Below are 21,603 nucleotides of genomic sequence, written 5' to 3'. Positions count from 1 at the left end.
ATGCGTGACGCAGTAATCGTATCCACAGCCCGTACCCCGATTGGCAAAGCCTATCGCGGTGCATTTAATGCCACCACACCTCAGGCTCTTGGCGGTCATGCCATCCAGCACGCCGTTGAGCGCGCAGGCGTTGACCCTGACCAAATCAGCGATTGCGTGTTTGGCGCGGCATTGCAGCAGGGTCATTCTGCGGGCAACATCGCTCGTCAGGCTGCCATGCGCGCAGGCCTGCCCGTCACGGTCGGTGGTATGTCCCTGGACCGTCAATGTGCGTCTGGCATGATGGCAATCGCCACAGCCGCCAAGCAGGTCGTGATGGACGGTATGGACATCGTAATCGGTGGTGGTGTCGAAAGCATTTCCATGGTGCAAACGCCCGAAATGCGCGTCAAGGCAGACCCTTTCCTTAAGGAAAACATGCCTGACCTGTACGTTACCATGCTTGAGACAGCTGAAAACGTTGCATCGCGTTACGGCATCAGCCGTGAAGCCCAAGACGAATACGCCGCGCGCAGCCAAGAGCTGACCCATCAGGCGCAACAGGCTGGCAAGTTCGACGATGAAATCGTCGCGATGACCACAACGATGATGACCCAAGACCGCGAGACAAAAGAAATCTCGTCCCACGAGGTCACGTTGGCCAAGGATGAAGGCAACCGCCCCGGCACGTCCAAAGAAAGCCTTGGTGGTTTGCAGCCCGTGTTCAAAGACGGTCTGGTTGTCAAAGAGGGCAAATTCATCACCGCCGGTAACGCATCGCAGCTGTCTGACGGCTCGTCTGCCTCGGTGATCATGGAGGCCAAACTGGCTGAACAGCAGGGTCTGAACCCGCTGGGTCGTTACGTTGGTGTAATGGCCGCTGGTTGTGAGCCAGACGAAATGGGCATCGGTCCGGTTTTCGCTGTGCCAAAGCTGCTCGAAGCGCATGGCCTGAAGATGAGCGACATCGGCCTGTGGGAACTGAACGAAGCTTTTGCGTCGCAAGTTCTGTATTGCCGCGACAAGCTGGGCATCCCTGACGAATTGCTGAACGTAAACGGCGGCGCGATTTCGATCGGTCACCCCTACGGCATGTCGGGCGCACGCATGGTTGGCCACGCGCTGATCGAAGGCAAGCGCCGCGGTGCCAAATACGTTGTCTGCACCATGTGTGTTGGCGGCGGCATGGGTGCTGCTGGCCTGTTCGAGGTTCTGTAAACAGCTATGGGAGAGCTTTTGGTCATCCGCCACGGACAGGCGTCTTTCGGGGCTGACAACTATGACAAGTTGTCGGACCTTGGACACCGGCAATCTGCGGCGGTTGGTCAGGCCCTTCGTGATATGGGATGGGTGCCGGATCGCACGATCACCGGCACCCTGACCCGCCAAAAAGAAACGCTTGCCTCGATGGGTTTCGAGGCGGGCGAAGAACACGCAGGGTTCAACGAATACGACTTTCAGGACCTGTTGAACGCCCGCTACAAAGGCGAAGTACCGGATCTGGTCAAAGGTGACCGCAAGGTTCATTTCCGCACCCTGCGCGAGACAGTATTTCAATGGCAGGCAGACGAGATCGAAAACCCCACCGAAAGTTGGGGCACGTTCACCGGCCGCGTCGAAGCGGCGCGGCTTGCCGCCTGTGCGACCGGGGCCGACCGCGTATTGGCTGTCAGTTCGGGCGGGGTGATCGGGCAATTGACGGCGGCCTCACTGGCCGCGCCGGATAAGATGATGATGACCCTGAACCTGCAGATCAAGAATACGTCGATCACCAAATTCGTTTTCACAAACTCGGCGTTTTTCCTGCACGAATTCAACGCGACACCACATATGATGTCCGGCGACGCCGCTGGCATGCTGACCTATAGTTAAGGGATGAACTCATGAGTACCGATACACAAACGCTCGATATTCCAAAGGTCATTGCCTATCTGGAAGAACACCTTGAAGGCTTTGAAGGCCCGCTTGAGGTGTCGAAGTTTCAGGCTGGCCAGTCCAACCCGACGTTCCTTTTGAAGACACCTAGCCGCAATTTCGTGCTGCGCCGCAAGCCACCGGGGGTTTTGCTGAAATCTGCCCACGCAGTTGACCGCGAGTTCCGCGTCCAAAAAGCGTTGCAGGATACGGATGTGCCCGTGTCAAAGATGCATTTGCTGTGCGAAGACGACGATGTGATCGGGTCGGCATTCTATATCATGGACCACATCAACGGGCGCAATTTCATGGACCCCCGCATGCCGGAAGAAACCAACGAAGTGCGCGCCGGGATCATGGATGAAATGAACCGTGTTCTGGCGGCGCTGCATGATGTCGACATCAATGCTGTCGGGCTGGCGGATTATGGCCCCCCTGGAAACTATTACGAGCGCCAGATCGCCCGCTGGACCAAGCAATACCGCGCGTCCGAGACCGAAGACCAGCCCGCAATGAACGAGCTGATCGACCGTCTGACAGCCAGCATTCCAGCCGATGACGGCCAGCGCACGCTGGTGCATGGTGATTACCGCATCGACAACATGATGTTCGAGAAAGACGGCACCAAATGCCTGGCGGTGTTGGATTGGGAGCTGTCCACGATCGGCCATCCCTATGCCGACCTTGCCGCCGTTATCATGCAGTGGCAAATGCCAGCAGGCACCGAAGGGCGCGGTTTTGGCGGCGCAGATCGCCGCGCACTGGGCGTGCCGACGGACGAGGAATTCATCGCCAAATATTGTGAACGTCGGGGATTGGACGGGATCGATAACTTTGGTTTCTATCTGGCGTTTTGCTTTTTCCGCATGGCGGGCATCATTCAGGGCGTGCTAAAACGGGCGCTGGATGGCAACGCGTCAAACCCTGAACGCGCGATGAAGGTAGGTGCCTACGTGCCCGTCTTTGCCGCTAATGGATTGAAAGCGTTGGAAAGAAAGTAAAATGGCAAACCACGAGTTCGCAACCGACCCGTCAGAGACAAAGGATAGAAACTTTGTCACGGCTTTGGCGCGCGGGCTCGATGTATTGCGATGCTTTCGCCAAAATGAATCCGCGCTGACAAATACCGACTTTTCCGAACGCACCGGATTGCCCAAGGCGACGGTGTCCAGATTGACCCACACATTGTGCGAACTTGACTATCTGGTCGCCGATCCGCGCACGGGCACCTACCGTTTGGGTGCGGGGGTGCTGCAACTGGGCTTTGGCGTGTTGTCGAGCATGGAAATTGGCGACCGCGCCGCCGACGAGATGAAGGCGCTGCGGGACGGGACAAACTCTTATATCACGGTCGCTATTGGTGAACCGTATCGGCTGGACGTCGTTTATATTTGCACCAAACGATCCCGCGAAGACGTCGCATTACAGATGCGCGTCGGGTCACGTTTGCCATTGTTCGATTCCGCGATTGGCCGCGCCATTATGGTGGGTATGGACGATACCATGCGAGAACGGGCCTTTGCGATCGCTGCCCAAACCGATGCTGCACTGGAAACGCGTGGGCGCGAAAGCTATGCAGCGGCGGTGACGGAATTCGCGGAAAAAGGGTTCTGCTCAAGCTATGGGGACTGGCGCCCGGATGTGAACGGGATCGCTGTGCCCGTGTTTTCGCCTAACGGATCTTTTGTCTATGGCCTGAACATCGGCGGACCTGCTTTTCACGTCAAAAAGAAGCAGCTTGAGACAGTCTATGCAAAACGTCTGATCAAGGCGGCAGAGGCTATCAGCATCCGGATTTAACCGGACCTGATCGCGTTGGTATCCTATACTAGAATCAAGGGAAAAACCTGGCGCGGTTTCGCGCTTTCGGCGAAAATTGTGTCATGTTGCGAATACCATAGCGGTTTTGACCGCGCCCAATTCGTACCAATGAAAAAAAGTGACCTTAGTGCAAAAAAAGTTCGCTCATCCGTCAGGCGGACATTTGTCAGGATGCTGTCCAATTTGTTTGCAGAGCCTCAAATTTCGGGGACAGCGGAAACGATATAAATAACAAAAGCTTAACGACTTTGCCGCGTAAAAACTGGGCGACAACGGTGAATTTGATCATAAATTGAGCAAGGATTTTATTGCGCAACATATGACATAAACTGCCCCTTCTGGCCGCAACTTTTGAATAGAGTCGCTTGACAAAGGAAGCCATTATGCAAGGCTCCGGCCAAGGCTTGGCATTCTATAAAAAGCATCAAAGCGCCGGGCCGTCCTTGGGAGGATTAAAATGAAAAACATCACTAAACTGGGCGCTGTATCTGCGCTTTCTTTGGTCTTGGGCGCAAGCGCTGCCTTTGCCGAAAACATCAAAATTGCATTCATTGACCCATTGTCTGGCCCGTTCGCAAGCACCGGCACAAACGGTCTGCACCAGTTCGAATTCGCCGCTGACTACATGGTCAATGCGAATGGCGGCCTATTGGATGGCCAACAAGTGGAAATCGTCGCCTTTGACAACAAGATCAGCCCGAAAGAATCGCTGATCCAGTTGCAGGTCGCAATCGACCAAGGCATCCACTACATCGTACAGGGTAACTCCTCGGGTGTTGCGAACGCGCTGACCGAAGCCGTCGACAAGCATAACCGCCGCAACCCAGACAGCCGCGTTCTGTTCTTGAACTACGCTGCTGTTGATCCGGCTCTGACAAACGAAAAGTGTAACTTCTGGCACTTCCGCTTTGACGCCAACGCCGACATCAAAATGGACGCGTTGACCGATGTTATTGCTGCTGATGAAGGCATCAAGAAGGTCTACCTGATTGGTCAGGACTATTCCTTTGGTAAAGCTGTTTCGGCTGCCGCGAACCAGTTCTTGGGTGAAAAACGCCCGGACATCGAGATCGTTGGCGACGAACTGCACCCGATCGGCAAGGTTAAAGACTTTACCCCTTACGCACGCAAAATCGTATCTTCGGGTGCCGACGCGGTCATCACAGGTAACTGGGGCGCAGACATGCTGGGTCTGGGTAAGTCTGTCATTGAAAACGGCTTTAACGGTCCGATCTATACTTACTATGCAGCTGGTTCCGGCATCACTGGTGCGTTTGGTGAAAGCGGCAAGGGTCGCATTCGTTTGATTTCCCAAGGTGGTATCAACCCAATCGCATCCGACGAAGCACGCGCAACATATGAAGCGTTCGAGGCGAAATACCCCGAAGGCAACATTGACCAAAGCCGCATCTTCAACGTTATCGGCATGCTTTCCAAAGCGATCACTGCCGCAGGTACTGCAACTGATGTTGTAGCTGTTGCGGGCCAGCTGGAAGGTATGGAGTATGACAGCATGTGGGGCGGCAAGATCTTTATGCGCCCACAGGATCACCAAGCGATCCAAGACATGCACGTTGCGGTTCACACCGATGAGAACCTTGATTTCGACTATGACAACTCCGGCTTCGGCGTTGTGACGGAATCCACGGTTGAAATGGCGTCGATGGACAGCGCAACAACATGCGAGATGAAGCGCCCTTAACCCGCGTTTTCCCGGCCCGTTTGGTATATCCTGACGGGCCGATTTTCTCTTACATTTACCACCACTCTACTGGAGGGGCCTAATGGACCTCATTCTCGTCAATCTGATCGACGGGCTGGTTACAGGATTGCTTTTGTTTATGCTTTCCGCCGGTCTGACCCTAATTTTCTCGATGATGGGTGTTCTTAACTTTGCCCATGCCAGCTTTTACATGCTTGGCGCGTATTTCGCCTATCAGATCAGCCTCGCGCTTGGCTTCTGGATGGGGCTTTTGATCGCTCCGATTGTGGTGGGTGTTCTGGGTGCCGGTGTTGAACGCTATGGCCTGCGCCGCGTCCACCAATATGGCCACGTACCCGAACTGATCTTTACCTTCGGGCTGGCCCTGCTGATTGAAGAAATGGTTCAATTCGTCTGGGGCAAAAACCAGATGGCCTATTCGGTTCCCGAAGTGCTGAACTTTACCGCCTTCGCGATCTCAGGGAACTCCATCCCGGCGTATAAAATCTTTATGATCTTCACCTCGATCGCGATCTTTATCGGGCTGCTTTATATTCTGACCAAGACCCGCGTCGGTATGATCATTCAGGCCGCTCTTAGCTATCCCCGCACGGTCGAGGCGTTGGGCCATAACGTACCGCTTATCTTTATGGGTGTGTTTGGTGTCGGGACGGCGCTGGCCGGTCTGGCGGGTGTCATTGCCGGCCCTGTTCTGGGTACCTTCCCGGGGATGGCCTTTGTGCTTGGGTCTATCGTGTTTGTGACCATCGTCATCGGCGGGCTTGGGTCCCTTTGGGGGGCTTTGGTGGCGTCCCTTCTGATCGGTTGGATCACGACCTTTGCCAAATCGTATAATATCGAAATGGAAGACGTGCTGAACTCTATCGGGATTTCGACGCCCGAAAACCTGAGCGACAGCGTCTTTCGCGATTTCTGGAGCCTCACAAGCCCGCAGATCGCTGACATCCTACCTTATATCCTGATGGTGCTGATCCTTATCTTCCGCCCAGCAGGTCTTTTCGGAAAGCGCCAGTCATGACAGTTTCAGATCCTAAACACGACGTTCCGGAAGGCGCGCGCGAGAAAGATCAGATTACCACTGATCCATCCAACCCGTCCGAAAGAATGCGGGCAGGTTCCATGACACTGACGCTGGCCCCTTGGGTGATCGCGACTGTTGTTCTGATCTTCTTGCCGATGTTTTTCACAAATAACTCTACGCTGACAATTATGAACCAGATGTCGATCACCATCGTGTTCGCGCTGGCCTATAATATGCTGCTGGGGCAGGGGGGCATGTTGTCCTTTGGTCACGCGGTTTATGCGGGTGTGGGCGGGTTTGCCTGTATGCACATCATGAACATGTCGGATTTCTTTGAGACAATTCCACTGGTTATCCTGCCTGTCTTTGGTGGTTTGTTCGGCATGGGCCTTGCGATGATTGTAGGCTCGTTTTCAACGCGGTCGGCGGGCACAGTGTTCGCCATGATCTCGCTGGGTGTGGGTGAACTGATCGCGGCCTGTTCGGTTATCATCGTGGCCTTCTTTGGCGGCGAAGAAGGGATCAGCGGCGACCGTACTTACGCGCAACCGTTCTTTGGTGTCGAATTCCTTCAGCAGATCGAAGTGTACTACCTCACCATCGCATGGCTCGTGATTTCTGCAGCACTTATGTACCTGTGGAGCCGCACACCCGTTGGCCGTATGGCAAACGCCGTCCGCGACAACCCGGAACGGGCACAGTTCTTGGGATATTCTGCTCGATGGGTCCGCTACTATAGCTTCATCGCGTCCGGCTTTTTCTGCGGCATTGCAGGGGGTCTGTTCGCGATCAACTATGAAATCCTGACCGAAGAGAACCTGAACACCGCATCCTCGGGTGTGATCTTGTTGGTGACCTTCTTGGGGGGCGTTGGCTTCTTCTTCGGGCCGATTATCGGTGCGATTGCCTTTACCTTGCTGCAGACGGTTCTCAGCCTCTCGACAGAGCTGTGGGCGTTTTATGCAGGTACGCTTTTCGTGGCGACGGTGATGTTCTTTCCGGGCGGTTTGGCCGGACTGATCATGATGCACGTACCCGCGTTCAAGCTGGGCAAGGCCAGTGGTCTCGTGATGCCTTATATCAAGACGTTGCTACCGGGCGCGATTGGGCTTTTGGGCTTGGCGGCTTTGGTTGAAATGACATTCCATTTCAGGCACGCAGCCACCGGTGACGTCGAAATGACGCTCTTTTGGACGACATTTAACAGCCACGAAGTTCTTCCATGGATCATTGCAGGGGCCGTTACGGTGATCGGGCTTGGCATCGCCAAGGTCACAGCACCCTCCCTCAAGGAAGCGTGGAACGAAGCAAACACAGCAGGAGGCGCGTCATGAGCACACCAGCCCTTGAACTAACCGGCCTCAAGAAAAGCTTTGGCAAAGCCGAGATTATTCGCGGCATTGATCTGAGCATCGGTAAGGCCGAACGTCACGCCATCATCGGCCCGAACGGGGCCGGTAAATCGACACTGTTCAACCTGATCACCGCGCGGTTTGCACCGACGGCAGGGACGGTAAAGCTGCATGGTGAAAATCTGGCGGGGCTGGAACCCTTCCAGATCAACCGCAAAGGCCTAAGCCGGTCTTTCCAGATCACGAACATCTTTCCGGCGATGACCGTGTTTGAAAACGTACGCTGCGCTTTGCTTTGGGCGCAGGGGTACAAGTACAGCTTTTGGCATCTGGTCAACAGCAAGCGCGACCTGACCGAAGGGGCCGAGGCCATTTTGGATCAGATCAACCTGCTGGAACGGCGCAACCTGCCAGCCGGGACGTTGTCCTATGCTGAACAGCGCGCGCTCGAGATCGGGATTACCATTGCTGGCGGTGCCGATGTCATCATGCTTGATGAACCCACAGCGGGGATGAGCAACACCGAGACGGATTACATCACCGATCTGATCCTCAAGGTGACGGCTGGTAAGACGTTGATCATGGTTGAACATGACATGGGCGTTGTCTTTGGTCTGGCCGACCGTATTTCGGTGCTGGTTTACGGCGAAATCATCGCCACCGGGGCACCCGCAGACGTGCGCGCAGACGCACGCGTTCAAGAAGCCTACTTAGGCGCCGCATTGGAGGCAGAACACTAATGATGCTCGAAGTCACCGATATGCATGCCTACTATGGCAAATCTCACATCCTTCAGGGTGTGAACCTGAATGTAAAAGAGGGCGAAATCGTCGCCCTTTTGGGGCGCAACGGGGTGGGCCGTTCCACCACCTGCAAAGCCATCATGGGCGAAGTCGAACCGCAAGGATCGGTCAAGTTTCAGGGTCAGGAAATCGCTGGTAAGAAGGCGTTTCAAATCGCCAACATGGGCATCGGTTATGTGCCTGAAAACCGCGATATCTTTCCCGGCCTTACCACACGGCAAAACCTGACGCTGGGCCTGAAACCGGGCCAAAAGGACGGCGCAGGTCGCTGGTCGATGCAGGCCATGTTCGAGATGTTTGAAAACCTTGATCGTCGGGCTGACGTCGAAGCGTCAGTTCTGTCGGGTGGTGAACAGCAGATGCTGACCATGTGCCGCACCCTGATGGGCGACCCTGATCTGGTGATGATTGACGAACCGACCGAGGGGCTTTCCCCACAGATGGTTCAAAAGGTCGCCGAGGTGCTGAAAGAAATCGCAAACCGCGGTATTTCAACATTGCTGGTCGAACAAAAGCTTTCGATTGCCATGGATATCGCGGATCGTGTCTATGTAATGGGCCACGGTCAGGTGGTGTTCGAAGGCACGCCTGCTGATCTCAAAGCCCGCGATGATGTGCGCAAGGAATGGCTCGAGGTCTGATCCTCGGCGCAATTCAGCTAAGTTTAAAAACGTCGCTATTGGCGGCCTCATCCTCCTGAGGCGCTGATGCGCCCTAGGAGGATTTTTTATGGGTTTTGATAGCAATAGATTGGGCCGCATTGGCGACTGGATGGACAGCTATGTGGCGCGCAACCGATTTGCGGGGTGTTCCGTGTTGGTCGCGCAAGCAGGCCGCGAGGTGTATTTTAACGCTACCGGCCAGCGCGACGTCGAGACAGGTAAGCCGTTTAAACGCGACACGATTGCGCGCATCTATTCGATGACCAAGCCGATCACGTCGGTCGCGATTATGATGCTGGCCGAACGCGGGTTGTTTCACCTTGATGCGCCATTGTCCGATTTCATCCCTGCCTTTTCCGATATGCGCTGCCTTGTTCCGGGGGCAACCAGCATTGACCAGACCGAACCTTGCCAGACGCCAACATTGCACCACCTGCTGACACACACATCGGGCCTAAGCTATCCGTTCAACCCCGGGGTGTTGGCCAAAGCGATGGATGAGCACGATATTCTGTTCCGCGCCGATCAGGGATCATTGTCCGAAATGACCGACCGCTTGGCTGAATTGCCGCTGGCGTTCCAACCCGGCAGTCGCTGGGAATATTCGGTCAGCATCGATGTGCTGGGCCGCGTGGTCGAGGTGGTATCGGGCAAGACGCTTGAACAGTTCTTGGTTGATGAAATCCTTGGGCCATTGAACATGGACGAGACACGGTTTTCTGTACCTAAAGGCACCGAAGACCGATTTGCCGCGCTCTATACGCCGCTTGCCGGCAGTGCCTATGCCATGAACGAAGCGAAACCGGCAGAGCCCACGTTGCGTTGCGTTGACCGACCCGAAGAATCTCCGTTTCTGAATGCGCAAATGCATTCTGGTGGTGGTGGATTGGTTGGCACAATTGATGATTACCTCAAGTTTACCGAAATGCTGCGCACCGGCGGGGCAGGGCTGATTTCGCCCAAAACGCTCGACTTTATGATGCGCAACCACTTGCCCGGCGATATCGCATCGATGGGTCCGGCCAGCTTTGCCGAACAACCGATGGAAGGGATGGGCTTTGGCCTTGGCGGGGCCGTTGTGCTGGACCCGGGTCGCGTGCGCGTGCCGTCCAGCGTCGGTGATTTCAGCTGGGGCGGAATGGCCTCAACCTTCTTTTGGGTCGATCCGGTGCTGGATCTATCCGTCGTCTTTTTCACGCAACTGGCACCGTCCAGTTCCTATCCTGCGCGCCCCCAACTCAAGGCGCTGATCCACGGAGCAATGACATGAACGAAATCTTGTGGGAACCAGCGAATGACCGCTATGACGCATCAACCATGGCCGGGTTCGAAAGGTTCTTGAAAGATACCAAGGGGCTCAGCTTTGACGATTACAACGCCATGTGGCGGTGGAGCGTCGATGATCTGGATGCCTTTTGGGGTGCGATCTGGGAATTCTTCGACGTTCAGGCCAGCGCACCCTACACCAAAGTGATGGCGAAACGTCAGATGCCCGGTGCCGAATGGTGCCCCGGCGCGATGCTGAATTTCACCGATCAGATCATGAAACATGTCGACAGCCAGCCGGATGGCGATGCGCTGATCGTGCAGTCCGAAACCTTTGGCCGCAAGGTACTGTCGTGGTCCGATCTGCGGGCGCAGGTGGCCAGTGTTGCGGCACGTCTGCGCGGCATGGGCGTTGAAAAAGGCGACCGCGTGGTTGCCGTGCTCCCCAATACCGAAACCGCGATGATCGCCTTTCTTGCGACGGCCAGCATCGGTGCCATCTGGTCCCTATGCGCACCTGATATGGGCCATGTTGCGATCCTTGACCGCTTCAAACAGATCGAACCCAAAGTGCTGATCGCCCAAGACGGCTATGTTCACGCAGGCAAAACCATCGACCGCCGCGAGATTTTGGCGGGGATCGAAGCGGAACTGCCCAGCCTGATCCAATGCGTGACCGTACCGTTTGCCGGAGACCTGCCAGCGGGGCATATCGCGTGGGATGATTTGCTGCATGACAAGGTCGATTATACCTCGACCCAAGTGCCCTTCGATCATCCACTATGGATCGTTTATTCGTCGGGGACCACGGGCAACCCGAAACCGATCGTGCATGGTCATGGCGGCATCATTCTGGAATCGGCCAAGCAATCGCTGCACCATGATTTCAAACGCGGCGGGCGCTATTGCTGGCTCACATCATCCGGTTGGATCATGTGGAATTCGCAGTTCACCGCGCTTGGCCAAGGTACCACTGTCGCGATGTTCGACGGGGCACCGAACCATCCTGATATGGGCGTGATCTGGCGGTTCGTCGCGGATGAAAAGCTGGATTTCTTTGGCGCAGGGGCTGCGTTCTTTAGCGGCTGCATGAAGGCGGGCATTAAGCCGCGAGAGGACGTTGATCTAAGCGCGCTGAAATCGCTTGGCTCCACTGGGTCGCCGCTTAGCTCTGATGCCTATGACTGGATTTACCGCGACGTTAACGAAGACCTCTGGCTTGCACCGATTTCGGGCGGCACCGATCTGGCGGGGGCGTTTGTTCTGGGCCATCCGGGCATGCCTGTGCGCGCCGGCGAAATGCAGTGTCGCGCGCTTGGCAATGCGGTGCGGGCCTATGACGAAGACGGCAATGAATTGACCGGCGTCGTCGGCGAACTGGTTTGTACCGAACCGCTGCCGTCAATGCCGTTGTTCTTCTGGGGTGACGACGATGGCAGCCGCCTGCACGACAGCTATTTTGATACCTATCCCGGCATCTGGCGCCACGGCGACTGGATCGAGATTAACGCCGAAGGCGGATCGGTGATTTATGGCCGGTCGGATGCTACGATCAACCGCAAGGGTCTGCGCCTTGGCAGTGCCGAAATCTATCAGGCCGTCGAAGGTCTGGACGAGGTGATGGACAGCCTTGTCGTCGATCTCGAATTCTTGGGCCGCGAAAGCTTTATGCCGCTGTTCGTTGTTCCTGCCCAAGGCGTGGCGGTGGATGATGCGCTCAAGGACAAGATCAACGCAGCAATTCGCAAGAACGTATCCGCTCGTTTCATCCCGAACGAGATTATCGAGGTCGCAGAAGTACCCCGCACCCTTTCGGGCAAAAAGCTTGAGGTTCCGGTGAAAAAGCTGTTGCTTGGCCAAGATCCCGAAAAGGTCGTGAACCGCGATTCAATGGCCAACCCGGACAGCTTTGATTTCTATATCGCCTATGCCGCAAAACGGGCGACCCAAAAGGACTAACCCATGACAGACGTAGCCCGCCAACTGCTTGAACTGCTCGACGTTGAACAGCTAGAGGTCGATCTGTTTCGCGGCATCGGGTCGGGCGGCGAAACCACCACGCGTATCTTTGGCGGGCATGTCATCGCGCAGGCGCTAATGGCCGCCTATCGCACGGTGCCCGACCGGATGTGCCATTCGCTGCACGCCTATTTCATTCGCCCCGGTGATCCGTCTATTCCGGTAATCTATCAGGTCGACCGGGCCCGTGATGGTGGCAGTTTCACCACCCGGCGGGTTGTCGCGATCCAGCACGGCAAACAGATTTTCAACCTGTCTGCGTCCTTTCATGTGGAAGAAGATGGCTGGGACTATCAGCATCAAATGCCCGATGTGAAAGGCCCCGAACATTGGCTGGATCGGCCAGACCTGCGTGAACCTTATATTCAGAAAATCCCCGAAAAGCACCGCGATGATTTTCTGCGCGAACGCCCCATCGAAATCCGCGAAGTCGATCCGCGCGATCTGTTCGAGCCTGAAAAGACATCCGATAAAAACTATCTTTGGTTCCGTATGGAAGCGGCCAAAGGCCAGTCCCCGATCATGCAGCAATGTTTGTTGGCTTATGCGTCAGATATGAACCTGCTGGGATCTTCGTTGCGCCCGCACGGGCTGACGTGGTTTCAGGGCAAGGTGATGACCGCCAGCCTTGACCACGCCATGTGGTTTCACGCGCCCATCGATTTTTCCGACTGGCATCTTTACGAACTTGATGCGCCGTTCACGGGCGGAGCACGCGGCTTTAACCGCGGGTTGATCTACAATCAAAATGGCCAGTTGGCGGCCAGCACGGCCCAAGAAGGCCTGATGCGCCCCTATAAAAAGAAAGAGACCTGATGACCCAGACCGGTGGCCGCTATCCGGGATGGCACCCCGGTATCGAATTGCGTGACGATTGGCTGGGGTTGGTCAAGGAACCTATCATCGACCCTGACCGTGAAATCGTCGATCCGCATCACCACCTTTGGCGGCACGGAACCGATGAAAACCCTGCAATCTATGAGATGGACGCGTTGTGGCGTGACACGGGGTCAGGCCACAATGTTGTGCAGACCATGTATATCGAATGCCGGTCCTACTGGGATTTGGACGCGCCCGCGCATATGCAATCGGTCGCCGAAACCCGCGAAGTAACGCAGATGGCGGCGACTGCTGGTGTCGGGCAGGCCAAGATTGCAGGTATAATCGGGCAGACCGAACTCGTGCTCGACCCCGCGCGGCTGCACGAGGCATTGGATGCCCATGAGGACGCAGGCCAGGGTCTGTTTAAAGGCATCCGAAATTCCGGGGCGCGCGATCCGGAACCTGCCAGCCTTGCCATTCCGTGGCGCGGTGTGCCGAACCAATATGGCGACCCTGATTTCAGACGCGGCGCGGCGATCTTGGGTGAACGCGGGCTGACGCTGGACAGTTGGCACTATCACCACCAGCATCAGGAATTCCTTGATCTGGCCCGCGCTGTCCCCGGCACGACGCTGATCCTTGACCATTTTGGCACACCCTTGGGCGTTGGCCGGTTCGAGGGCAAGCGAGACGAGATTTTCAAAGCGTGGAAAGACCACATGGCCGAGCTGGCTGAATGCCCCAATGTGATGGCTAAGCTGGGCGGTCTGTGCATGCCGGACAACGGGTTTGGTTATATGCACCGCGATCTGCCGCCATCATCAGACGAGATCGTCGACGTGCAGGGCAAGTGGTATGCGCATATGTTGGAAGTATTCGGGCCAAGCCGTTGCATGTTCGAAAGCAACTTTCCCGTGGACCGCACCGCTGTCAGCTATCCGGTGATTTGGAATGCGTTCAAGAAGATGTCAGCGCATCTAAGCGAGGCGGAAAAGACGGCGCTGTTTTCGGGTACGGCGCGGCGCGTCTATAATCTGCCGCCCGCATGATGCGGACGGCAGCGTCTTAGGTCAGGCGAACTTGAAAAAGCACAGCTTGTTGCCGTCATGGTCGCGGATATACGCACCATAAAAACGGTCCGGCACCCGCTGCCCCGGAGGGCCGTCGCAGGTCGCCCCCAGCTCAATCGCGCGGGCATAGATTTCATCCACTTCCGGTTTTGTCTCGGCGGTAAAGGCCACCATCACACCGTTGCCGGGGGTGGGGGCCTCTTTGTTGTAGGGCTCACAAACCGCGATCATCGGGGTGCCGCGCCCGGTGCCGATCATGGCAATACGTCCCGCATCGACGAGAACCTTGGCACCTTTGCTGTCGAACAGATCGCAATAGAACTTTTTGGCGCGTTCCATATCGGTCGTGCCGACTGTTGTGTATCCGATCATGATGGCGCTTTCTTAGGGTTGCGGATGTCCCCGAACTGACGGTTCAGCTTGCGCATCCCGCCAATCCAACGATCATAATTGTCGGTTTTCTTGCGCATGTAATCCAACACCTGCGGGTGTGGAAGCACAAGGAACGTCTCATTCCGGATCGTCTCGACGCAGGCTTCTGCGACGGGTTCAGGCTCTAACATGCCATCCAGAGCCGCTACAGATTCCTCGTGACCACGGGTCATTTCACTGCGCACGGCTTGGGGGCACAGCACCGAAACCTTGATCCCGTCATCGCCGTGCGTCATCGCCAACCATTCGGCCAAGGCAACAGCCGCGTGTTTGGTCACACCATATGGCGCACATCCGACCTGGTTCAGCAGACCTGCGGCCGACGCGGTGTTCAGCAGATAGCCTCCGCCCCGTTCGGTCATGCGAGGTACCAGATGACGCGCGGCCCAGACATGGGACATTACGTTGATATCCCAAATCCGCTGCCAATCGTCATTGGACACTTCCATGCCGCCAGCCGTCAAAATCCCCGCGTTCGAGCAGAACAAATCGATGGGGCCGATATCAGTTTCGACCGCTTCGATCATGTCCGCGATCTCTTGCTCGACACCGACATTGACGCCGAACGCTACGCCGCCGATGCTGTCCGCCACCTCTTGTGCGCCGTCTTTGTTCAGATCGACGCAGACGACTTTCTTGGCACCCTCGGCAGCGAAACGAATTGCCATCGCCTTGCCGATACCGCTGGCGGCACCGGTGACGACGATAATTTTATCCTTCAGTTCCATATCAGCCCCTCACGTCCACATGTTTGATCCGCCACACACGGTCAGCGCCTGACCGGTCATGTAACGGCTGGCGTCAGAGGCCAGGAATACAGCAAGCCCCGCAAAATCTTCGGCCTCGCCCAAGCGGCGCAGCGGGATCTCGTTTTTGATGCGGTTCTCAACTTCGGGATTGTCCCACAATTCGCGCGCGAATTCGGTTTTCACCAGTCCGGGGCAAATCGCGTTAAAGCGGATGCCTTTGGGCCCGAATTCAGCGGCGAGGTTGCGCACAAGCCCGATCAAGGCCAGCTTGGACATGCCATAGGTGCCCAGCATCACCGACGGTTTGAACGCCCCGATGGAGGACGTGAAGGCCATTGATCCCGCGCCTTTTTCGACCATGTCAGGGGCAACCATCTGCGCCAGCCATAGGTTGGACTGCACGTTGGCGTTCATGGTTTTCTGATAGGCATCGTCGGGGATTTCCGACGTTGGCCCGTAATAGGGGTTCACGCCCGCATTCCCGATCACGATGTCGATTTTACCCGCCAGTTCATGGGTTTTGTCGACCAATGCTTGCAGCTGTTCCTTGTAGCCCACGTTGCACGCCACGCCGAATGCTTTGCCTTTGCCAAGCGCGTTGATTTCAGCGGCAGCAGCATCAAGTTGATCCTGCTTACGCGCCGAAATGACAACTGTCGCCCCGTGCTCGGCAAGGGCTTTGGCCATCGCCAGCCCCATGCCTTTGGAGGCACCGGTTAACAGCGCCACCTTTCCGGTTAGATTAAACAGGGTCATACGCCGCCCCGTGTCCGACCTGTCGCGATTTCTTCGCGGGCGCGGGATGTGCGGAGGTTCGATTCTTGGTAATCCTTGACCTCAGCCCGGGCGATAACGTGGTGGTGTACTTCATCGGGACCATCTGCATACCGCAAGGTGCGCTGCGACGTGTACATGCCGGACAGCGGCGACCATTGTGAAATACCGGTCGCACCATGAACCTGCATTGCTTGGTCAATGATGTTGCAAACTTTTTCTGGCACCATCGCCTTGATCATGCTCACCCAGATGCGGGCCTCTTTGTTGCCCAGAACGTCCATTGCCTTGGCCGCTTTGAGAACCATCAGGCGCATGGCTTCGATCTCGATTTTGGCGCGGGAAATGGTTTCCATGTTCTTGCCAAGGTCGATGATCTTTTTGCCAAACGCTTCACGGCTCAGACCGCGTTCGATCATCAGATCCAACGCCTTTTCTGCCGCCCCGATGGACCGCATGCAGTGGTGAATACGGCCAGGTCCAAGACGCACTTGAGAGATTTCAAAACCTTTGCCTTCACCCCAAAGCATGTTCGCCTCGGGTACGCGGACGTTGGTGAATTTGATGTGCATGTGACCATGCGGTGCATCGTCGTGACCAAACACATGCATTGGGCCGATGATCTCGACACCGGGGGTGTCGATGGGCACGAGGATCTGCGACTGCTGACGGAAAGGTTCAGCGTTTGGCGATGTTTTAACCATTGTAATCATGATCTTACAACGCGGATCACCGGCACCCGAGATATAGTATTTCTCGCCGTTGATGACCCATTCACCGTTCTCAAGCACAGCCGAGGTGGAGATGTTTTTTGCATCCGAAGACGCCATATCGGGTTCGGTCATCGCGAATGCCGACCGGATTTCACCCGCCAGCAGCGGCTTGAGCCACGTGTCTTTTTGTTCTTGCGTGCCAATCCGCTCCAACACTTCCATGTTGCCGGTGTCAGGTGCCGAACAGTTCAGCGATTCAGACGCCAACGGGCTTTTGCCAAGTTCAGCCGCGATGTAAGCGTAATCGAGGTTCGACAGACCTTCGCCAGTTTCGGCGTTGGGCAAAAAGAAGTTCCACAGCCCGCTTTCGCGCGCCTTTTTCTTGGCCGTTTCCAGCAGCTCAAGCTGGCCCGGTGCATGGGACCAGCGATCGGCGCGGCCTTCACCCAAGCGGAAGTATTCCTCTGTAATCGGATCGACGTTTTCGCGGATATGTTTGATCACGGCGGCCAAAAGCGGCTTGGACTTTTCGGACATTTCCAGATTATTCATCCCGGCCATTGCTTCGTTATGTGACATTCGGTGCCTCCCGGCTGTTAATTTCGATTATTATTTGTTGACCCAGTTGGGCTTGCGTTTCTCGACAAAGGCCTGAACGCCTTCTTTGAAGTCTTCGGTTTGCGCCAGATCGCCTTGGACGACACGGCTGTATTCAAGGCTTTCGGGCAGACCTTCGGCCACGTTCATGCTGTTCAAAATCCGCTTGGTCGCTTTGACCGAGGATGGCGAGACAGAACATAGCTGCTCCGCCAGTTCCATCGCACGTGGCATCAGCTGATCGGCTGGCATCACTTCGTTGCAGCACCCCAGTTTCAACGCTTCGGCGGCGTCAATTGTACGGCCCGTCAGCATCAGTTCCTGCGCGGCAAGGCGCCCGATATAGCGCGACAAACGCTGCACACCCGAGGCAGAGGCGAAGAAGCCCACTTTGACTTCGGGCAGGGCGAACTTGGCCGTGTCGGCGGCTAGGATAATGTCGCAAGACAGCGCCGTTTCAAAACCGCCGCCCATGGCGAACCCGTTCACGGCCGCGATAATCGGCTTTTCCAGATCAAAGCGCGATGACAGACCGGCAAAACCCGTCGGGGCCAGCGTTTTCTTTGAGCCGCCCGATGCCGTCGCCTTGAGGTCATTGCCTGCGGTAAACGCCTTGTCGCCCGCACCGGTCAGAACCGCGACCCATAGGTCTTGGTCGGCGGCAAAAGCATCCCAGCAATCGCTCATCTCTTGGTGCATTTCGGCATGAACGGCGTTGTACACTTCGGGCCGGTTCATGGTGACGATCAGGATATGACCTTTTTTCTCGGTCTTGATGAATTCATAGCTCATGTTTTCAGCCCTCCGGTATCAATCTCGGTAAATTTTCCGCCGCTTGTCGCCAGATCACGCAGCAACTGCGCGGGGGCAAAGGCGGGGTCTTCTGCGCCCAAGCGTTCCATCACGTCCAGCACGGCTTGGGCGCCGACCATGTCACCATAGAACATCGGGCCGCCCTTGTCGGCGGGCCAGCCATAGCCGTTCAACCAGACCACATCGATATCCGACGGGCGCTGTGCCTTGTTTTCCTCGAGGATTTTGACGGCCTCGTTGATCATTGGATAGATGCAGATTTCGATGATTTCATCTGCAGACATCGACGAAGATTCAGCGCCGGTGATGTCTTTGATCACGTCTGCAACCACATCCGACGGGATCGGGCGGCGGGCTTCGTCATAGTCGTAAAAACCGGCTTTGGTTTTCTGGCCCCGACGATCCATTTCGCACAGCGCGTCACGGATCGGGTTATCGGTCTTGGCCCCTTTGGACCAACCGATATCCAGACCTGCAAGATCTGACATCTGGAACGGCCCCATCTTGAACCCGAATGAGTTCAACGCAGCATCAACATCCCAAGGCATCAACCCTTTGGCCAACAGCTTGTTCGCCTGAATTTGGCGGGCAAACAGAATGCGGTTGCCAACAAAGCCGGGGCAAACGCCAACCAATGCCGCGATTTTGTTGATCTTCTGCGCGAGGTCCATCGACGTCGCAACAACATCATCTGCAGTATGCTTGGCGCGCACGATTTCGAGCAGTTTCATCACGTTCGCAGGCGAAAAGAAGTGCAGACCGATCACGTCTTCGGGGCGTTTGGTCATCGCGGCGATTTCGTCGATGTTCAGCGCCGATGTATTGGTGGCCAGAATGGCACCGGGTTTCATCACGCGGTCAAGCTCGGTAAAAATCTTGCGCTTCAGCTCCATGTTTTCGAACACAGCTTCGATCACAAGATCGCAATCGGCAAGGGCAGAGATTTCAAGCTGGCCGTTGAAACGGTCCATCCGCGCTTCGACTTCGTCTTGGGGGAAACGGCCCTTGTCGCTGCTGCGCTGATAGTTGCCGCGCACGACCTTCAGGCCACGGTCCAGTGCTTCTTGGGTGGTTTCAACGATGGTCACCGGAATGCCAGCTGTGGCAAAGTTCATCGCGATGCCGCCGCCCATGGTGCCGGCACCGATAATGCCCACCGATTTAATCTCGCGCAGTTTGGTGTCGGCGGGCAGGCCCGGAACCTCCCAAGCGGCTTTACCGGCAGCGCCAATATAGGCACCGATTTCTTCGTCTGAGGGGTGGTTCATCTGTCTTCCTTTCAGCAAAGGCCCAAGGGCCTAAAGTTCCAGACACGCGGCGCGGATCGCACGGCGGTCAATTTTATCGGTGGCACCACGGGTCAAAGGCCCGTCTTGGCACCACAATTGTTGCGGTATTTTGAATTTGGCGAGGCGACCGTCCAGATGGGCGGCCATGTCATCGCAGCTCATTACCTTGCCGTCGCGCATCTGAATCGCGGCACCCACGACTTCACCCAGCCGTTCGTCGGGCACGGAAAAGGCGCATGCCTCAATCACGTCGGGATGTGTGTGCAAGGCCCCTTCAACATCCAGACAAGCAATGTTTTCACCGCCGCGGATGATGATGTTTTTCTTGCGGTCCAGAATGGTGATGAACCCTTCTTCGTCGATCACACCCAGATCACCGGTGCGCAGCCAGCCGTCTTGCATCGTCTCGGCGGTGGCTTCTGGTTTGTTGAGGTAACAGCGCATGTTGGCAGGGCTTTTGACGGTGATTTCACCCAGTTGGCCGACGGGCACATCGTTGCCGTTATCATCCAGAAACCGCACGTCTTGCAGCGGCGGGTGCAGTTTGCCAGCCGCATCGGGACGTTTGTTGTATTCTTCGCCGACCATGCCAATGCCAAGGGCGTTGGTTTCGGTCATGCCCCAGCCGGTGGCAATTTCAGCGGCAGGGAACTGCCCTTGCAACTGCGCAACTTGGGCAGCGGGGCGTTTGGCACCACCAGCACCCAGCCAAGTGAGCGTTGGCAGAGTTTCCCCCATCCGTTTCGCCGCCTCTAGCAGATCGGCAGATTGTGTGGGCACGCCCAGAAAACGCGTGACTTTTTCGCGGTTGATCACGCGAACGGCTTCCTCTGCATCCCATTTATGCAACAACGAGATTTTAGCCCCGGCTGGCAGGCTGAGCAGGAACAACGGATGCGTGGCAGTGACGTGGAACAGCGGCGTGACCACCAACCCCGAGGGGCGGGGTGGCTCGGGATCACCGGGTTGGGGCGGGTTGACCAAAGGAGCCGCGACCGCCTGAATAAGCCAGGTAAACACAGCACTAACTGCGCTGCGGTGGGTCTGCACGACGCCCTTGGGCTTGCCCGTGCTGCCAGATGAATACATCACGGCAAAATCATCATCCGTATCCAAAGTGATACCGTCGATGGGAGTATCCGGCATATCAGCGGCCAGCGCGGTCACGGAATGATCGGTCATCCCCTCGCCATCACGCACACCAATCAAACGCAGGCCGAGGCTGTCTTGGAGCGGCAGCATCCGTTCCAATCGGGGCCCATCAGCAAAGATTGTTTTCGCGCCGCTGTCTTGCAGGGCATAATCCAGTTCTTCGGTGGTCCACCACGCATTCACGAACACCACAACGGCACCCGCCGACGCAATGGCCAGCGTCAGCATCAGCAGTTCGGGATAGTTGCGCATGGCAATGCCAACGCGGTCGCCCTTTTGGATATCTAACGTGTCGCGCAACCCGCGAGAGATTTGATGAACCTGCGCGCAGAATTCATCATAGGTCCAGCGTTCTTCCTGATAGACCAGAAATTCAGCGGCACCGTTGTCATGTTGTTCACGGCTGGCCTGTACCAATGCGGCCACAGTACCGGGAATATTCTTGAAGGTGCGGTATGTAACACCGCGTACATTTGCCTCAACAACCTCGAATGTCGGGTTGGTGGCAACGGTGTGGCGAATGGCCTCTTCCATCGTCATGCCCGTCATAAACGGCCACCCCGCATTGGCAGTCCTTCCGATTTCTCGGCCATATATACCCCTCCCTAAACAAGCCTTTGCGAACGCTCCTC

Annotated in this window: 20 protein-coding genes; 13 read left to right on the top strand and 7 right to left on the bottom strand. The window is 56.3% G+C overall.

Features of this window, described 5'->3' with window-relative positions:
* The 13 genes from KZZ06_RS15800 to KZZ06_RS15740 all read left to right on the top strand — a co-directional run bounded on the left by KZZ06_RS15800 (position 1) and on the right by KZZ06_RS15740 (position 14,431).
* The gene (locus KZZ06_RS15800) at positions 1–1,197 is read left to right on the top strand and encodes an acetyl-CoA C-acyltransferase (protein WP_219581085.1); all 1,197 of its coding nucleotides are present in this window, start codon (positions 1–3) and stop codon (positions 1,195–1,197) included.
* Positions 1,198–1,203: 6 nt separating this feature from the next.
* The gene (locus KZZ06_RS15795) at positions 1,204–1,851 is read left to right on the top strand and encodes a histidine phosphatase family protein (RefSeq protein WP_219581084.1); all 648 of its coding nucleotides are present in this window, start codon (positions 1,204–1,206) and stop codon (positions 1,849–1,851) included.
* Between the two features lie 11 nt (positions 1,852–1,862).
* A complete protein-coding gene (locus tag KZZ06_RS15790; RefSeq protein ID WP_219581083.1) occupies positions 1,863–2,894 on the top strand; it encodes a phosphotransferase family protein in 1,032 nt (343 codons plus the stop codon).
* A gap of 1 nt (position 2,895) precedes the next feature.
* The gene (locus KZZ06_RS15785) at positions 2,896–3,693 is read left to right on the top strand and encodes an IclR family transcriptional regulator (RefSeq protein WP_219581082.1); all 798 of its coding nucleotides are present in this window, start codon (positions 2,896–2,898) and stop codon (positions 3,691–3,693) included.
* A 478-nt stretch (positions 3,694–4,171) separates the two neighbouring features.
* Positions 4,172–5,416, top strand: a complete 1,245-nt coding sequence (locus tag KZZ06_RS15780; protein ID WP_219581081.1) for a branched-chain amino acid ABC transporter substrate-binding protein — start codon at positions 4,172–4,174, stop codon at positions 5,414–5,416.
* 82 nt (positions 5,417–5,498) lie between these two features.
* Positions 5,499–6,455: a branched-chain amino acid ABC transporter permease gene (locus KZZ06_RS15775; protein WP_219581080.1), complete on the top strand. Its 957-nt coding sequence runs from the start codon at positions 5,499–5,501 to the stop codon at positions 6,453–6,455.
* A complete protein-coding gene (locus KZZ06_RS15770; RefSeq protein WP_219581079.1) occupies positions 6,452–7,792 on the top strand; it encodes a branched-chain amino acid ABC transporter permease in 1,341 nt (446 codons plus the stop codon). The genes KZZ06_RS15775 and KZZ06_RS15770 overlap by 4 nt, the downstream gene beginning before the upstream one ends.
* Positions 7,789–8,550 (top strand): ABC transporter ATP-binding protein, encoded by a 762-nt coding sequence (locus KZZ06_RS15765; RefSeq protein WP_219581078.1) that lies wholly within the window; start codon positions 7,789–7,791, stop codon positions 8,548–8,550. Before KZZ06_RS15770 ends, KZZ06_RS15765 begins: the two co-directional genes overlap by 4 nt.
* Positions 8,550–9,254, top strand: coding sequence for an ABC transporter ATP-binding protein (locus tag KZZ06_RS15760; protein ID WP_219581077.1), 705 nt, complete (start codon positions 8,550–8,552; stop codon positions 9,252–9,254). The genes KZZ06_RS15765 and KZZ06_RS15760 overlap by 1 nt, the downstream gene beginning before the upstream one ends.
* A gap of 88 nt (positions 9,255–9,342) precedes the next feature.
* Positions 9,343–10,545 (top strand): serine hydrolase, encoded by a 1,203-nt coding sequence (locus KZZ06_RS15755; RefSeq protein ID WP_219581076.1) that lies wholly within the window; start codon positions 9,343–9,345, stop codon positions 10,543–10,545.
* Complete coding sequence (locus KZZ06_RS15750; RefSeq protein WP_219581075.1) at positions 10,542–12,500, top strand: acetoacetate--CoA ligase; 1,959 nt, start codon at positions 10,542–10,544, stop codon at positions 12,498–12,500. The genes KZZ06_RS15755 and KZZ06_RS15750 overlap by 4 nt, the downstream gene beginning before the upstream one ends.
* Positions 12,501–12,503: 3 nt before the next feature.
* Entirely contained in the window at positions 12,504–13,376 is an 873-nt protein-coding gene (locus KZZ06_RS15745; protein WP_219581074.1) for an acyl-CoA thioesterase II, read from the top strand.
* Complete coding sequence (locus tag KZZ06_RS15740) at positions 13,376–14,431, top strand: amidohydrolase (protein WP_219581073.1); 1,056 nt, start codon at positions 13,376–13,378, stop codon at positions 14,429–14,431. Before KZZ06_RS15745 ends, KZZ06_RS15740 begins: the two co-directional genes overlap by 1 nt.
* Before the next feature lie 21 nt (positions 14,432–14,452).
* Here the strand turns inward: KZZ06_RS15740 and KZZ06_RS15735 are convergent, their stop codons facing one another.
* The 7 genes from KZZ06_RS15735 to KZZ06_RS15705 are packed head-to-tail and all read right to left on the bottom strand — an operon-like array spanning position 14,453 to position 21,520.
* The gene (locus tag KZZ06_RS15735) at positions 14,453–14,824 is read right to left on the bottom strand and encodes a VOC family protein (RefSeq protein ID WP_219581072.1); all 372 of its coding nucleotides are present in this window, start codon (positions 14,822–14,824) and stop codon (positions 14,453–14,455) included.
* Positions 14,821–15,612: an SDR family oxidoreductase gene (locus KZZ06_RS15730; protein WP_219581071.1), complete on the bottom strand. Its 792-nt coding sequence runs from the start codon at positions 15,610–15,612 to the stop codon at positions 14,821–14,823. Before KZZ06_RS15730 ends, KZZ06_RS15735 begins: the two co-directional genes overlap by 4 nt.
* Positions 15,613–15,621: 9 nt before the next feature.
* The gene (locus tag KZZ06_RS15725) at positions 15,622–16,389 is read right to left on the bottom strand and encodes an SDR family NAD(P)-dependent oxidoreductase (RefSeq protein WP_219581070.1); all 768 of its coding nucleotides are present in this window, start codon (positions 16,387–16,389) and stop codon (positions 15,622–15,624) included.
* On the bottom strand, positions 16,386–17,672 hold the full coding sequence (locus tag KZZ06_RS15720; RefSeq protein ID WP_219581147.1) for an acyl-CoA dehydrogenase family protein: 1,287 nt from the start codon (positions 17,670–17,672) through the stop codon (positions 16,386–16,388). Before KZZ06_RS15720 ends, KZZ06_RS15725 begins: the two co-directional genes overlap by 4 nt.
* A 57-nt stretch (positions 17,673–17,729) precedes the next feature.
* Positions 17,730–18,509 carry an enoyl-CoA hydratase-related protein gene (locus tag KZZ06_RS15715; protein WP_219581069.1) on the bottom strand — a complete coding sequence of 260 codons (780 nt, stop codon included), beginning with the start codon at positions 18,507–18,509 and terminating at the stop codon, positions 17,730–17,732.
* On the bottom strand, positions 18,506–19,798 hold the full coding sequence (locus KZZ06_RS15710; protein WP_219581068.1) for a 3-hydroxyacyl-CoA dehydrogenase: 1,293 nt from the start codon (positions 19,796–19,798) through the stop codon (positions 18,506–18,508). The genes KZZ06_RS15715 and KZZ06_RS15710 overlap by 4 nt, the downstream gene beginning before the upstream one ends.
* Before the next feature lie 30 nt (positions 19,799–19,828).
* On the bottom strand, positions 19,829–21,520 hold the full coding sequence (locus KZZ06_RS15705; RefSeq protein ID WP_219581067.1) for a class I adenylate-forming enzyme family protein: 1,692 nt from the start codon (positions 21,518–21,520) through the stop codon (positions 19,829–19,831).
* Between the last annotated feature and the right edge of the window lie 83 nt (positions 21,521–21,603).

The organism is Sulfitobacter sp. CW3 (assembly GCF_019392245.1).
In the GTDB taxonomy this organism is placed as follows: Bacteria; Pseudomonadota; Alphaproteobacteria; order Rhodobacterales; family Rhodobacteraceae; genus Sulfitobacter.
Note: the sequence above shows the minus strand (reverse complement) of the source record. Positions and strands in the feature narration are given on the sequence as shown.

Coding starts and splice junctions, on each gene's coding strand:
- KZZ06_RS15775 (WP_219581080.1), top strand. CDS start 5,499: ATGGACCTCATTCTCGTCAATCTGATCGACGGGCTGGTTACAGGATTG.
- KZZ06_RS15745 (WP_219581074.1), top strand. CDS start 12,504: ATGACAGACGTAGCCCGCCAACTGCTTGAACTGCTCGACGTTGAACAG.
- KZZ06_RS15710 (WP_219581068.1), bottom strand. CDS start 19,798: ATGAACCACCCCTCAGACGAAGAAATCGGTGCCTATATTGGCGCTGCC.
- KZZ06_RS15735 (WP_219581072.1), bottom strand. CDS start 14,824: ATGATCGGATACACAACAGTCGGCACGACCGATATGGAACGCGCCAAA.
- KZZ06_RS15800 (WP_219581085.1), top strand. CDS start 1: ATGCGTGACGCAGTAATCGTATCCACAGCCCGTACCCCGATTGGCAAA.
- KZZ06_RS15795 (WP_219581084.1), top strand. CDS start 1,204: ATGGGAGAGCTTTTGGTCATCCGCCACGGACAGGCGTCTTTCGGGGCT.
- KZZ06_RS15750 (WP_219581075.1), top strand. CDS start 10,542: ATGAACGAAATCTTGTGGGAACCAGCGAATGACCGCTATGACGCATCA.
- KZZ06_RS15730 (WP_219581071.1), bottom strand. CDS start 15,612: ATGGAACTGAAGGATAAAATTATCGTCGTCACCGGTGCCGCCAGCGGT.
- KZZ06_RS15780 (WP_219581081.1), top strand. CDS start 4,172: ATGAAAAACATCACTAAACTGGGCGCTGTATCTGCGCTTTCTTTGGTC.
- KZZ06_RS15770 (WP_219581079.1), top strand. CDS start 6,452: ATGACAGTTTCAGATCCTAAACACGACGTTCCGGAAGGCGCGCGCGAG.
- KZZ06_RS15755 (WP_219581076.1), top strand. CDS start 9,343: ATGGGTTTTGATAGCAATAGATTGGGCCGCATTGGCGACTGGATGGAC.
- KZZ06_RS15785 (WP_219581082.1), top strand. CDS start 2,896: ATGGCAAACCACGAGTTCGCAACCGACCCGTCAGAGACAAAGGATAGA.
- KZZ06_RS15740 (WP_219581073.1), top strand. CDS start 13,376: ATGACCCAGACCGGTGGCCGCTATCCGGGATGGCACCCCGGTATCGAA.
- KZZ06_RS15765 (WP_219581078.1), top strand. CDS start 7,789: ATGAGCACACCAGCCCTTGAACTAACCGGCCTCAAGAAAAGCTTTGGC.
- KZZ06_RS15715 (WP_219581069.1), bottom strand. CDS start 18,509: ATGAGCTATGAATTCATCAAGACCGAGAAAAAAGGTCATATCCTGATC.
- KZZ06_RS15790 (WP_219581083.1), top strand. CDS start 1,863: ATGAGTACCGATACACAAACGCTCGATATTCCAAAGGTCATTGCCTAT.
- KZZ06_RS15725 (WP_219581070.1), bottom strand. CDS start 16,389: ATGACCCTGTTTAATCTAACCGGAAAGGTGGCGCTGTTAACCGGTGCC.
- KZZ06_RS15705 (WP_219581067.1), bottom strand. CDS start 21,520: ATGACGGGCATGACGATGGAAGAGGCCATTCGCCACACCGTTGCCACC.
- KZZ06_RS15760 (WP_219581077.1), top strand. CDS start 8,550: ATGATGCTCGAAGTCACCGATATGCATGCCTACTATGGCAAATCTCAC.
- KZZ06_RS15720 (WP_219581147.1), bottom strand. CDS start 17,672: ATGAATAATCTGGAAATGTCCGAAAAGTCCAAGCCGCTTTTGGCCGCC.